The sequence below is a fragment of the Paenarthrobacter sp. PAE-2 genome, assembly GCF_026013155.1.
In the GTDB taxonomy this organism is placed as follows: domain Bacteria; phylum Actinomycetota; class Actinomycetes; order Actinomycetales; family Micrococcaceae; genus Arthrobacter; species Arthrobacter ureafaciens.
On the sequence record NZ_JAPDNV010000002.1, the window covers coordinates 101,293 to 114,683 of the forward strand.

Below are 13,391 nucleotides of genomic sequence, written 5' to 3' on the forward strand. Positions count from 1 at the left end.
ATTTTTCTCATGAACCATTTGTCGTCAGGTACGTCCGGAAAACCAAGTGCTACGCGTCGCCACGTCCTCGCAGGGGCGGCGGCAGTCGCCGTCGCGGGTTTGGTCTCGGCCACCACGCAAGCCGGCATAGCTGTGGCAGGTACCCGTCCGACGTCGGACGATCCGTTTTCATCCCGCGGCCGTTTCAAGGGTGGAATCGATCGCAAGGTCATCAACCAGTGGGCGCAGGACACGTGGAATTCGTTGGTGGCGATGACTCATCCGGAGACCGGCCTGCCCGCCGACTACATCGGGGAATCAATCAAGGACCCCCAGCGGAGCGGCTTCACATCGCCCACCAACATCGGGGGCTACATGTGGAGCACAATCGTGGCCCGGGAACTGCAGATCATCAGTGCCAAGGAGTGCCGGGACCGCCTGGCCCAAACGCTCACCACGTTGTCCGGCCTCAAACACCATGAGCCCAGTGGCATGCTTTACAACTGGTACGACGAAAGTACCGGGGAAGTCATAACATCGTGGCCGGAAAACGGCCAACCGGTGACGCCGTTCCTCTCGAGCGTGGACAACGGCTGGTTCGCTGCGTCGCTGATGGTGGTTCGCAATGCAGAGCCGAAGGTTGCTGCGCTGGCCAACAGCATCTTGCGTCGGATGGACTTCGGGATCTTCTACAACAAGGACGCACGCCCCGGCGTCGGCGCAGGCCTGCTGCGTGGCGGGTTCTATGATCAAAAGCCCGACGTCGGCACGGTCCAGGGAAACTATTTGGGCAAGGGACCCGATGTCTTCTACACCCTGAACCACTACGACGTCACCAACTCCGAACCCAGGATTGCAACGTACATCGGGATTGCCCTCGGACAGCTTCCCCCGGCCCACTACTTCGCCACCCTGCGGGTCTTCCCGGACACTTGCGATTGGTCCTGGCAGGAACAGAAGCCCGTAGGTGAGCATCGTACCTATCACGGGATTGACGTGTTCGAGGGTGCTTACACCTACCGTGGGATGCGCTTGGTGCCGAGCTGGGGCGGCGATATGTTCGAGTCGCTGATGCCTGACTTGTTTGTTCCCGAAGCAGACTGGGCACCGAAAGCATGGGGAATCAACCATCCTCTGACCGTCCGTGCACAGCGGGAATTCGGTTTGGACGACGCCAAATACGGGTACTGGGGATTCTCCCCAGCCAGCCATCCAAACGGCGGATATTCCGAATGGGGTGTGGACGCAATCGGCATGAGCAGCGATGGATACCCTTCCGACGTGGAGAGAACAAGCGTCGACAACGGCTTCGAAGGCTGCCGCCCCGCCACGAACCCAAACCCGTCCTGGGGCGATGGAGTGGTCACGCCGCACGCCGCTTTCCTCGCCATGGAGTACGAACCCGTTGAGGCGTACCAGAACCTTCAGAAAATACAGCGTGATCTTGGCGCGTACGGCCTCGGTGGATTCTTCGACGCCGTGGCGGTCAAGTCCGGTACTGTCGCCCGGCGTTACCTTTCGCTCGATCAGGCTATGGTGCTGGGTGCCATCGGGAACGTCTTTGGCAACAACGTGATTCGCCGTAATTTCGTACGCGGAGAAGTGGAGAAAGTCATTAAGCCACTCATCGAGGTCGAGGAGTTCGGCGCGGGCGTGCTCTAGGAGGTCCCAAAAACGAATGCCCGCCCACTTCCGCACACGCGGGAGCGGGCGGGCATTCGTCGTTAAAGGGGGTGATGTGACAGAGGAACCGGCAAAACCCGGCGGGAAGTGGAAGAGGAACCGGCAAAACCCGGCGGGAAGTGATAGAGCAACGGACCTGCTGGACGCTCTGTCACATAACAACGCCATATTCGAAACGCTCTATCACCCATAGAAACGCGGGCCGGGCTACTTGCGGGACACTTGGACGATCGAGGGTCGCGGGGCGCGGGCCGCGCCGGGTGCCGGGGTGGATCCGGCACCGACGTAGTCCGGGAACAGCGAGTTGGGGGCCGCGAATGTGCCGTCTTCGCCGGGGTGCTGGACGGCTACGAACACTGTCCGCTCGTCGTCGTGAATGATCGGGCCACAGGTCTCGGCGTCGCGCGGGACGGAGAGGAACTGCTCCACCTTTCCACGCTCCGGTCCGTCGAGGGTGACCTTGAACAGGCCGTCGTTGTAGCCGATCGTCGATGGAGCACCGTCGGTGGAAATCCAGAGGTTGCCCACGGAGTCGAAGGCCACGTTGTCCGGGCAGGAGATCGGCGAGACCTTGTCTGCCGGGAAGCCCGAAAAGTACGTGGACCCGTTCGCTGCGGGATCGCCGGCAACCAACAGGAGGGTCCAATTGAATGCCGTGCCGGTCTGGCCCGGAGCCTCGGTGATCTCGACGATGTGACCGTCGCGGTTCAATGTGCGCGGATTGACCTCCGTGGCGCCTTCCTTGCCGGTCTTTCCGCGGTCCGAGTTGTTGGTGCACGCAACGTAGACCTTGCCGGTCAGCGGGTTCGGTTCCACGTCTTCGCAACGGTCCATCTTGGTGGGGCCTACCTTGTCCGCCGCAAGCCGGGTGTACACGAGTACTTCGGCCACGGACATGCCCGGCACAGCTGACTGCCCGTTCACGACCAACGGGAGCCATTCACCGGAACCGTCAAAGGCACCATCTGCGGGAAGTTTGCCGGTGCCGTCGATTTCCGAGACCGGGGAATCACCGGTGAACCGGGCAACGTACAGGTCACCTTCGGACAACAGGTTCATGTTGTTCTTGCGTGCCTCGGCTGAGTCGCCGGGCTTGTAGAAACCCTTGGACACGAACTTGTAGAGGTAGTCGAAGCGCTCGTCGTCGCCCATGTAGGCCACCACGCGGCCGTCGGGGGCGACGATCACGTTGGCGCCTTCGTGTTTGAAACGGCCCATGGCGGAGTGCTTCTTGGGGGTGGATGAGGGGTCGAAGGGATCAACTTCCACTATCCAGCCAAAGCGGTTGGACTCGTTGGCGTAGCCGGGGTTCCGGGTATCGAAACGGGGTTCGTCGAGTTCCCACTGACGGGTGGTGGGTTTCGCGGCCAGGCCGTAGCGCTTATCCTCTGCCGAGGATCCCGGCGCTGCGAAGTAGCCGTTGAAGTTCTCTTCACCGGACAAGATAGTGCCCCACGGGGTGGTGCCTCCGGAGCAGTTGCCCAGGGTTCCCTTGATCCACCGGCCTGCGGGGTCATCGATGGTGGCGACCAGGTTGGTGCCAGCCGCGGGACCAGTCAGCTCATAGATAGTGTCCGTCAGGAAACGACGGTTGCGGGGTGCGCCCTGGACGTAGTTCCACGGCTTGTTCTTGTTCTTCCGCTCGAGTTCCACAACAGCCAGGCCGTGGGCGGCACGGCCGATAGCCCGTGCTTCTGCGGCGTCAAAGCCGACGGGCAGCATGAGGTTCTCATTGGTGTACTCGTGGTTGGTGAACAGGACTGCCCGGCGGTCCTTGGAGCCCGGGATCGGGAGGATATCCGTGTAATCGTTGTTGTAGCCGAACTGGCGGGCCTGGGCGGCGGCGGTCTGGTTGTTGAGATCGAAGGCCGGTGAATCGGCGAACAACGGATCGCCCCAGCGGATGATCGGCCTCCACTCGAAACCTTCCGGCACGGTAAACGCGTCCACCGAGGCGTCCACGGGCTTGATGGGAGCAAACGTGAGTTTGGACTTGCCGAATCCCTTCTTTGCAGCGTCGGAAAGCCCGCTGCCGGAGTCAGCCACGGCGGCGTCGGTACCCGTTCCGCCAAGTACGACGGCGAGCGCCCCGGCGGCGCCCAGGCCAAGGGCGGCGCGGCGGGACATGGCGGTTGAGGCGATGTCGCGGAAGTAACCGTTGGAGCTGGTGTTGCAGACATCGCCTGCACAAGCGTTGTCGCACTTGAGGGCACACGTGACCGCGCTCCGCTTTCCCTTCGTGTGGCCGAGCATGGGCAACAGCGGGAACGTGCGACGGGTTGTTTCAGACATGGGGACCTTCCAGACTTGTACGAGGTTCCCGCTGAGCCTTTCAGCGGAACCCAACGCTGGAAGGACATTCCGGTTAAGGCTTGGTGAATAGATTGCCGGGGGCCGCCTCCAGGACTGCATGGACCCGGCCCAGGCGGTCCAACCACCAGTCCCGGCGTTCCCCGGTGGCTGCGTACTGCTCCAGCAGCCCGGGATCGGCGACGGCCTCGCGGAGGCGGATGGCGCCGTCGTCGGCTACCAAGGGGTCCAACGTTATGTCCGAGGCGAACAAGGAAACCGTGCCGAGGCCGCAGGCATAGGGCAGCGATGGCAGTGCGGCTGCGAGCGCGAGCCCGGCGCGGATTCCCACCGAGGTATCCAGGGCGGAGCTGACGACGGCGGGCAGGCCGGCTTGGGCGACGATGTCCAGGGCGCGTGCGACTCCCCCAAGCGGCGCCACTTTGACAACTATCAGGTCGGCAGCGCCGGCCTTTGCTACACGGAGGGGGTCCTCTTCCTTGCGGACGCTTTCGTCGGCAGCGATGGGCACGGGGATTCCCGTTGCTGCAAGACGGCGCCGCACCTCTGCCAAGCCTTCAATGGTGGGGACAGGTTGTTCGGCGTATTCGAGCCCGACAGCCGAGAGCCTGCCCAACGCGTCAACGGCCTGGTCAACATCCCAACCGCCGTTCGCGTCCACCCTGATGGAAGCATCGGGCAACGCTTCACGAACTGCGGTGACCCTGGCGATGTCCTCCGCCACGTCCTGCCCGCGTTCTGCCACTTTGACCTTCACCGCGTCCACGCGTCCGAACCGGGCCAGCACCTCCGGTACCCGGTCAGCGGAAACGGCCGGGACGGTGGCGTTCACCGGAATGGTGTCCCGCAGGGCCGGCGGAAATCCTTGCCAGCCGGCTTCCAGGGCGGCAGCGAGCCACCGGGAGGATTCGTCGTCCCCGTATTCGGGAAAGGGACAGAATTCGCCCCACCCAAGAGGTCCCTTCAGAAGGAGCGTCTCCCGCTGCATAATGCCGCGGAAGTTGACCCGCATGGGCAGCGAAACAACGCGGGCAGATTCCTGTAATTCTTCAAGCGAAGGGAGCATAGTGCCACTGTACCGGCGGGTTTTTGGCGTTGAGGCGGCCAAGCCGGGCTATGTGGAGAACTATTCCACCCAGAACTTCCGGACGTCGCCCACCGCCGCAATCAAGCGCTCGTGCGGAAGGTTGTATGAGCTTTCGGGCATCCGGAGCCCATCCCACTTCACCACCACTTTTGTGCCGGCTTCAAGGGGGAGCGGCCAGAGCCAGTATCTGGCGGTCCCGTGGACTTGCTCGTCGTTGCCGCCGGCTCCCCCGCCGCCCAGCACCGACAAGACCGGACCTTCCACCTCGTCCCCCTCGGACAGTGCGGGACCCGGCCTTGAAGCGAGGGCCTTGCGTCCGTCCCCGTATCCGACTCCCACCATCAGCCCGGATGCAGCGGCTACCGGCGATCCCGGCGGGATGAACGCCTGGTCCATGGTGTCCCGCCACTCGCTTCCTGTCTTGCCGTCGCGGCGGGCCGTCCAGACGAATTCCAGAACGCAACCTGTTGAGTAGACGTCCGCGGATTTCAGGGCCACCACCATGCGGTCGTCGCCATAGATGAACCCGCCGATGTGCACCACACCGGGGAGTTCGTCAGACGGCGGTCCCGCCCAGCCCGGGCGTGGCGGAGTGGACTGATGAAACCGTTCCGGTGGCTCGGAAGCGGGCTCGAAGAAGGTCATGATCCATGCTTACACCGACTTGCCGCCAATGTGGAGAACTGCTTGTGAAGCGAGAGGACGCAACCGCGATATCCTCGATTCGACACTTAAAAAGGGGGACTCATGACTCAGGGTTTCAACAGCTCAGCAACTCCTCCGGGATGGTACCCGGATCCTTCACAGCCCCAGCAGATGCGTTGGTGGGACGGAGTTCAGTGGACCCAAAATGTGGCTCCGGGACCTGCTCAATACATGCCCGTCCAGCGGCCGCTGATCAGCAACGAGACCCCCGTTTACAACCCGTTCATCTGGGCCATTGTCCTGTTGCCGCTTGTGGCAATCTTCCTGCTGCTGACGTGGCAGCCCGAGTTCCGGTATTTGAACACCCGGCAAGGGACCACTTTTGACCCCACGTCCATGTACACCCCGGGTTTCTTCCTGATGCAGATCTCAAGCTTCCTGGTGTGGGGCGTGAGTGTCTTCCTGGCCTATCTGGACTACCAGCGACTCTCCCGCTCCGGGGTGGTCCGGCCTTTCCACTGGGCGTGGTGCTTCCTGAGCGGGACCGTCTATGTCATTGGCCGGTCCGTCATTGTCCGCAAGGTGGCTCAGGGCCGCGGTTTGGCGCCAATCTGGGTCCTCATCGGAACGATAGTGGTCTCCTTTATTGTTGCCGCCATCTGGTTCTCCAACTTCATGACGCAGCTCTACTCGCAGATCGGCTACTCGATCAACGCATAAACACGGGATGGGCGACGTCCACAGCCTCACACGCGTTAGGTAGACTGCTAATCGAGGCAGGAACGGAAGGACCCCCGATGAACCGCAAGGCAACCGCACTGGACGTCGCCAAAAGAGCGGGGGTGTCCAGGAGCGCGGTTTCCCTTGTTCTCAACGGCAGGGGCGACGGAAACGTCGCAAAGGAAAGCCAGGAACGCATACGTTTGGCGGCGCAGGAGCTGAACTACTCCCCCAACGCGATCGCACTGAGCCTCCGGAACCAGCGTTCGCGGGTGATCGGAATCCTGTCCGATGAAGTGGTGGTCAGCCCCTTCGACGGCAACATCATCGGCGGCGCCGACGACGTCGCCCGCAGCCGCGGTTTCGTCACGGTGGTCATGGACACCGAGCGCGATACCGCCCGGGATGCGGGAGCGATCGAAACGCTCCTCGACCGGCAGGTTGACGGCTTGATGTACGTGACCGTAGGCCTGAAACCACTTGAGGTTCCGCCCGGTATGGAGCGCGTGCCGTCCGTCCTTGCCAATTGCTACGACGCCCATCCCCGGCCACGTCTCCATCACGTCATCCCGGATGAAGTCACCGGCGGACGCGAGGCCACGGAGCATCTGATTCAGTTCGGCCACCGCGACATCGCTTTCCTTGCCGGTTCCGAGGATTCCCCCGCCTCGCCCCTCCGCATCGAGGGCTACCGCGAGGCCTTCGCCTCCGCGCAACTCCCGGTCACCGATGCGCGGATAGCGCACGCCGGCTGGGATATTGACGACGGTTACAAGGGGGCGATGCGATTGCTCGACGGCGTGGTCCCGGCTGAGCGGCCCACCGCCATCATGTGCGCGAACGACAGGCTCGCCGTCGGGGTGGTCCTCGCCGCTGCCCGCCTTGGCCTCAGCATCCCGGGCGACCTCTCCGTGATGGGCTACGACGACGAACACCGCATCGCCAACACCATGGTCCCCGCCCTCACCACCATGGCCCTCCCCCTGCGCGAGATTGGCCGCGAGGCGATGACCAGGTTGCTGGACGCGATCGAGGACGGTAAAACCACGACGGCGGAGCCCACCGTTGAGACGATGGTCCCCTGCCGCTTGGTCTTGCGCGAGTCCACCGGACCGGCAACGCGCTAGGCGGACCCATAGCGAGGCCGGCAAGGCGGGACACAGCGAGGCCCGCAACGGAAACCGCTGCGGGCCTAACAACTGATATGGCCTAGCGGGGCAGGGTCAGTTCCCACACATCGGCGGTGGCACCGGCGGTAAGCTCCAGCGTCCAGGACTCCCCGGCCAACGGGTACGCCCGGAGGGTGGTTGCGACGGATCCGGAGCGGTACACCTCCACCAGCGAGGCGTCGATGAAGATCCTCAGCTTCTCCCCTGCAGCAACCGCTCCGGAGTACACAAGCTGCTCATCCGCATCGGACACGAGCCGCAAGGAAACCTCCCCGGCGCCGCGCACCAATACCTCCGCGAACGCCGGAATATCCACCGAGCCCGAAGCGTCAGAAGCCACGGCAGCACCCCGGTACGCGGAAACCTCCGGCGCGGGGGCAACAACCAGTGCTCCATCAGCTACAGACAGAAGGCGCGGGTGCGTCAGCACGCCCGACCATCCGGCGTCGTCGATTTCTTCCTGGGTGCGGCCCCGGCGGCCGTCGCGTCCGGGACCTTCGTTGGCCCAGCCCCACATCAAGGCAGAAGCAGAGGCAACAGCCGAAGACGCATCCGGGGAGCTGTAAGCGAGCTGCACGATCTGCGGCGCGTAGAAGTCGCGCCCCAGGTCGGACTTGCCACCCGTAGCGGCAGTAAACACGGGCAGCCCGGTTTCCGGATCCTGGGAAAGGGAGCCGATCAGGTGCCCCACGCCGTTGGCGTGCTCGTGGTCGTCGCCGGAGAGCCAGAGGGAGAACATCATGACCCACGTTGAACCGCCGCCGGCAACGGGCACCTCCACCAGTTGCGGGCACTCCCAGATCTCTGCCGGTGCGTGCATCGCGGCCACGGGGTCGGAGGAGGTCAACCAGATGCCTTTGTACTCCCAGTTCTCCATGTCTTCCACGGAGTAGAGCAGCAATGCCGCCCGCCCGTCCGCCAGGCCTGCGCCTTGGATGGCGTAGCGGGCGCCGTTGAAGCGGAAGATGAACGGATCCCGCACGGCCGTCACCATGGGGTCCGTCGGCATGGAGGCAGCAACGAGGCCGTCCTGGTTCCAGGAAACAAGGTCGGAAGAGCCGCGGGCGATCACTACCTGCGAGTGGCCGCCGTGATCCTGCACGCCCGAGTACGCAGCCGTGGGAACCCCGTCATCCAGCGTGACTACGCCGGTCCAGCATCCTGCCGAGTCCGGCCCGCCGGCCTGGGGGACCAACGCAACGGGGTGTTCTTCCCACTGCACCAGGTCCGCGGAGCTGACGTGTCCCCACTGGATCAGCCGGTGGCGGGCGGAGTCCGGGTTGTACTGGAAGAAGACGTGGTACTTGCCGTCGATGTAGCTGACGCCGTTGGGATCGTTGATCCAGCCCTGTGCCGGACGAGGGTGGAAGCGCGGGAACGCCGGGTCGGGGTGCGTAGCCGCACGGGCGAGGGAGGAATCAAGAGCAAGGTCCGTCATTGGAATGCCTTTCACAAGGTGGAGGTTATTTGCCCGTACCTGCGGTGAGCCCGTCCTGCAGCGCACGCTGCCCGAACATGAACACCACCAACGCGGGAATCATGGAGAGGACAACACCGGCCAGCACCACGGAGATGCTTCCTGTGCCGAGGTTGCCTTGGAGCGAGACCAGGCCGAGCGGGAGCGTGAAGTTTTGCTCGGAGATGGTCATGATGAGCGGCCGGAAGAATTCGTTCCAGTGGAAGTTGAAGGCCAGGATGCCCACGATCGCCAGGCCGGGCATCGCCAGCGGCGCGTACACGGAACGGAACGTCCGCCAGGGCGAGGCGCCGTCGATCGCTGCCGCTTCAGCGAGGTCGGCCGGGAGTCCCATGAAGTATTGCCGCATCAGGAACGTACCGAACGCCGTCGGGATGGCCGGAAGGATCAGTGCGAGCAGCGTGTCCGAGAGGCCTACGCCGCGGATCAGCATGAACACGGGAACGATCGTTACCTGCGCCGGCACCATCATGGTGGCCAGCACAATCGAGAACAGCGCTCCGCGTCCCCGGAAGCGAAGGTGCGCGAAGGCGTATCCTGCCAGCGCCGCCGTGATCATCTGCCCGATGGCGATCAGTCCGGTCACCAGCGCACTGTTCAGCACCAGCCCCAGGATGTTCAGCTGCTTGAAAACCTGGCTGTAGGAGGTGAAGTCGGGGTTGAGCGGCAGGAAGGCGGGCGGCAGTTTGAAGGATTCCGACGGCGGCCGCAGCGAGGTGGACAGCGTCCAGAGGACGGGGCCCAGGACAAAAACGGACGCGATCAGGAGGGCGACGATCCGCCAGGCCACGGACCAGTCGCGCTTCTTCCGCAGGACAGGCCGGGCCGTGCTTTCAACACGTTCAGAAATGGTGGTCATGGCTGGCCTTACTGGTAGAAGACGAATCGTTTGCTGAGCCGGAACTGCAGGGCCGTGATGGCCATGATGATCAGGGTGAGGATCACGCCGATCGCCGAGGCCTGGCCGAACTCAAGCCGCTGGAATGCGGACTCGAAGATCACCATCACGGCTGTCCGCGTGGAGTCGCCCGGTCCGCCCCGGGTGAGCACGTAGGGCTGATCGAAGACTTGGAGGGCGTTGATGATCGCCATCACGGAGGCCACCAGCGTGGTGGGGCTCAGAAGCGGCAAGGTGACGTACCAGTGCTTGCGCCAACCGGTGGCACCGTCCAGGGACGCGGCCTCGTAGGTTTCCACCGGGATCGAGGCGAGGCCGCCGATGAACAGGAGGAAAGAGAACCCGAAGTTCTGCCACACGTAGACAAGAATCACGACGGCGGCAGACCCGCCTGGCGTCGTCAGCCACGGAACCGCGGGGATGCCGATGAGCGAAAGCAGCCAGTTCACGACGCCGAACTGCTCGTTGAACAGGTAGCGCATGAAGATGGAAACGGATGCCGCGGACAGGATCAGCGGGAAGAAGAACGCCGAGCGGAAGAAGACCCGGAGCCAGGCCGGGAGCTTTTCCTGGACCATGATCGCCAGGCCCAGCGCCAACCCCAGCTGGAGGGCCACTGCCACCACCACGAACACGATGGTGTTGAGGAAGGACACCCGGACCGTGGGGTCCTGGACGACCTCGGCGAAGTTATCGAAACCCACGAACGTCGGGGCCGAGATGATGTCCCAGCGGAAGAACGCGAGCGCTATGGAGGCCACGATCGGCAGGAGGGTGAACAGGCCCATGCCAACGATGGTTGGGGCAAGGAATGCCCACGGGAGCCACCGTTGCTGGGCCCGGCTCCGTTTGGAAGCTGGACTGCTTCCGGGGGCCGAGGCCCGGGCATTGCCCGTTGTGGTTCGGGTGACAGTGCTCATGGCTGCCTCCTCAAGGCCAGTTCAAGATCGCGTTGCATGGATTCGAGTGCTTGTTTGAGTTGCCGCTCGTCCCCGCTGACAGCCAGGGATACGTTTTTCATGAGGGCGGTCTCGACGGCAGCCTGCTGGGGAGGCGCCGGAATGGGGCCAGTTGTGGGGAACTTGTCCAGGGTGTCGTAGAAGACGTTCCAGTGGCGGGGGCCGGTGCCGGCGTAGAGCTGCTGGTTGGCCATGGACCGGCGGGCCGGGGTGGTGTTGGGCGTCGGGAAAATGATCTGCATGGCTTCGAGGCTGGCGCTGAACTTCACCCACTCCCAGGCGGCGTCCTTGTCCTTGGCGGTCTTCATGATCGCGTAGCCGGCCGTGCCGAACTGGTGCCGCTGGGTCCGCCATTTGGGGAAGAACTGGACGTCGAATCCGTCCTCGGTCATCCCCGCCTCGTGGAGGCCTTGCACCCAATAGCCGCCCGCCGGCGTCGTACCTATGCGGTTGGAGGCGAAGAGACCGATCAACGAGCTTCCGCCGCCTTCTTCGGGCCGGACGCCGAGGCCGTCCTTGACCAGTCCGCGGAGGTAGTCGAATGATTCGAAGACGCGGGGGTCATCGGCGTTGGGCTCGAGCCATTGGTAGCCGCCGGAACGCAGGCTGCGGGAGGGATCATTGCCGTAGAAACCGTCCCACAGCCATTCCCCGCCGCCGGACTTTGTTTCCTTGAGGAAGCTGGTGTCATTGGCGTAGAGCCACGGGACCACTCCGCCGAAGAGCCGGTTGGTCCAGTAGTACGGCGTGAAGTCGGACGGCTTGGCCTTCTTCATCGCCGCGAGGGTGGCGCGGAAGTCCGTGTGGGTCCAGTCCTCGGCGGGGCGTTCCAGCCCGGCCGCGCGCAGGGACGCAGTGTTGTAGTACATGTTGGCTGCGTTCCAGTCGATGGGGAGCTGGAACAGGCTGCCCTTGTACATAAACGCTTCCACCAAGCTCGGGTGGACATCCTCGAAGTATTCCTTCATGTCCGCAGCGTCGCGACGAAGGTAGTCGTCCAAGGGGTGGGCGAGCTTCTCAGCGAAAAGCTGGGCGCCTTCGGTTGCCACGTACACAACGTCCGGCGGGGTGCCTGCGGCCACCATGGTGAGGATCTTGGTAAAGAAGTCCTTCCAGTCCACGGCTTGGATGGCCTGGACTTTGACTTTGATCTCGGGGTGGACCTTGGCGAAAGCGTCAATGACTTTCTGGCGGGCTGCGGCGTCCGCTGCGGTGCCCATGATGGCGATGCTGAGGCTGTTGTCTCCCCGGCCGGGGATGTCTGTTCCCGTGAGTCGCGGCCACGACGCCGCCGTCACTCCAACAATCCCGGCACCGAGGGCTGTGAGGGCTGTCCTGCGTGTGAATTGACGCAAAGCCCCATTGGTTCCCGGCATTCTGAATTTCCCTTCCTAACACGTGTTAGGAACTGTAGACCTGCCACCTAACACGTGTCAAGCGTCACAGGAAAGTTGCCTGAATCTCACCATCGCCTCCGCGGCGTGCGTGCGGCTCACATGAGGCATCCAGCGAATTATGGCAATGTAGGAACAATGAGTTCCCAGCAGTTCCGGGTAGGCGGAAGGTCGAGCAAACGGCCACTCAAGGAGCGTGCAGCAGGCGCGGGCACGGGCTTCTTGTTCTGCCTGCTGACCGTCGCGTGCATGGTCGGCCTGTTTGCCACGTATTACTTCTTTGTCCGCACCACCATGGGGCAGTTCATCGACGAGTCAGCCCTGGTCGAGGCCAAGGAACTGAGCGGTTCGGCGGGCAAGGCTTCCACGGGATTCCTGGACGCGCTGCCAGTCACTTCCCTGGTCATTGCCGCCGTCGTGGTTTTGTTCGTGACGGTCGCCCGGCAACGCTGGACAGCCGCGGGCATCGCCGTCGCGGCCTGCATAGCGGCCAACGTCGCAACCCAGGTGCTGAAGTTCCTGATCCCGGACCGCCCGGACCGTGGCGTCCAGACGCTGGAGCTGAACTCACTCCCCTCAGGGCACACTACTTTGGCCGCGTCAGCCGCCGCCGCTGTCTTCCTCATGGTTTCGCCGCGCTGGCGGCCCCTGGCCGGTTTCCTTGGCAGCACGTTCGCGGTGGCCACCGGCGTCTCGACGCTCATCAACCAGTGGCACCGTCCCGCCGATGTGGTTGCGGCCTTCCTCGTGGTGGGCGCAGTCATGCTCCCCGCCGGGTGGCTTATCCTCCGCAGCGGGAACCAATGGAACCTGTGGCGTGGTTACGGAGAGCACTGGGCGTCCTCCCGGCTGTGGGTGATGCTCACCGTTTTTGCCGTGCTGGCTGCAGGCGCCGTTGCCGCATACTCACTGCTGCAAGTGATGCCCGGGCTGAGTACGGACAGCACCGTGGATTACTTCTGGGTCGGTACAGCCTTTATTGTGCTCGCCGGCTACCTCTCCGCACTGGGCAGCATCTGGCTGTTCGGCATGGCGGCGAGGAAGCGATAAAGCACGACGGCGGGTGGTTG

11 protein-coding genes are annotated in these 13,391 nt (G+C 63.7%); 4 read left to right on the top strand and 7 right to left on the bottom strand.

What is annotated here, in order from left to right; all coding sequences use genetic code 11:
* Positions 1-9 precede the first annotated feature (9 nt).
* A complete protein-coding gene (locus OCL88_RS01505) occupies positions 10-1,641 on the top strand; it encodes a glucoamylase family protein (protein ID WP_264961351.1) in 1,632 nt (543 codons plus the stop codon).
* 228 nt (positions 1,642-1,869) lie between these two features.
* Here OCL88_RS01505 and OCL88_RS01510 read toward each other — a convergent pair whose 3' ends face one another.
* The 3 genes from OCL88_RS01510 to OCL88_RS01520 all read right to left on the bottom strand — a co-directional run bounded on the left by OCL88_RS01510 (position 1,870) and on the right by OCL88_RS01520 (position 5,704).
* Positions 1,870-3,954: a PhoX family protein gene (locus OCL88_RS01510; RefSeq protein ID WP_264961352.1), complete on the bottom strand. Its 2,085-nt coding sequence runs from the start codon at positions 3,952-3,954 to the stop codon at positions 1,870-1,872.
* 73 nt (positions 3,955-4,027) lie between these two features.
* Positions 4,028-5,038 (bottom strand): o-succinylbenzoate synthase, encoded by a 1,011-nt coding sequence (locus tag OCL88_RS01515; protein WP_264961353.1) that lies wholly within the window; start codon positions 5,036-5,038, stop codon positions 4,028-4,030.
* A 60-nt stretch (positions 5,039-5,098) separates the two neighbouring features.
* A complete protein-coding gene (locus OCL88_RS01520; RefSeq protein ID WP_264961354.1) occupies positions 5,099-5,704 on the bottom strand; it encodes a hypothetical protein in 606 nt (201 codons plus the stop codon).
* 102 nt (positions 5,705-5,806) lie between these two features.
* Between OCL88_RS01520 and OCL88_RS01525 the strand changes: the two genes are divergently transcribed.
* Together OCL88_RS01525 and OCL88_RS01530 are read left to right on the top strand one after the other, a co-directional pair.
* Positions 5,807-6,424: a DUF2510 domain-containing protein gene (locus tag OCL88_RS01525; RefSeq protein WP_264961355.1), complete on the top strand. Its 618-nt coding sequence runs from the start codon at positions 5,807-5,809 to the stop codon at positions 6,422-6,424.
* Between the two features lie 77 nt (positions 6,425-6,501).
* The gene (locus tag OCL88_RS01530) at positions 6,502-7,551 is read left to right on the top strand and encodes a LacI family DNA-binding transcriptional regulator (protein WP_264961356.1); all 1,050 of its coding nucleotides are present in this window, start codon (positions 6,502-6,504) and stop codon (positions 7,549-7,551) included.
* Between the two features lie 82 nt (positions 7,552-7,633).
* Here OCL88_RS01530 and OCL88_RS01535 read toward each other — a convergent pair whose 3' ends face one another.
* Genes OCL88_RS01535 through OCL88_RS01550 form a run of 4 tightly spaced genes read right to left on the bottom strand, consistent with a single transcriptional unit; the run spans position 7,634 to position 12,303 of the window.
* Positions 7,634-9,031, bottom strand: coding sequence for a glycoside hydrolase family 32 protein (locus OCL88_RS01535; RefSeq protein ID WP_264961357.1), 1,398 nt, complete (start codon positions 9,029-9,031; stop codon positions 7,634-7,636).
* A gap of 25 nt (positions 9,032-9,056) precedes the next feature.
* Positions 9,057-9,929, bottom strand: coding sequence for a carbohydrate ABC transporter permease (locus OCL88_RS01540; RefSeq protein ID WP_062097669.1), 873 nt, complete (start codon positions 9,927-9,929; stop codon positions 9,057-9,059).
* A gap of 8 nt (positions 9,930-9,937) precedes the next feature.
* Positions 9,938-10,888 carry a carbohydrate ABC transporter permease gene (locus OCL88_RS01545; RefSeq protein ID WP_264961358.1) on the bottom strand — a complete coding sequence of 317 codons (951 nt, stop codon included), beginning with the start codon at positions 10,886-10,888 and terminating at the stop codon, positions 9,938-9,940.
* Positions 10,885-12,303, bottom strand: coding sequence for an ABC transporter substrate-binding protein (locus OCL88_RS01550; RefSeq protein WP_062097673.1), 1,419 nt, complete (start codon positions 12,301-12,303; stop codon positions 10,885-10,887). Before OCL88_RS01550 ends, OCL88_RS01545 begins: the two co-directional genes overlap by 4 nt.
* A 156-nt stretch (positions 12,304-12,459) precedes the next feature.
* Here OCL88_RS01550 and OCL88_RS01555 point away from each other — a divergent pair, with 156 nt between their 5' ends.
* Positions 12,460-13,371: a phosphatase PAP2 family protein gene (locus OCL88_RS01555; RefSeq protein ID WP_206616222.1), complete on the top strand. Its 912-nt coding sequence runs from the start codon at positions 12,460-12,462 to the stop codon at positions 13,369-13,371.
* The last annotated feature ends 20 nt before the right edge of the window (positions 13,372-13,391 follow it).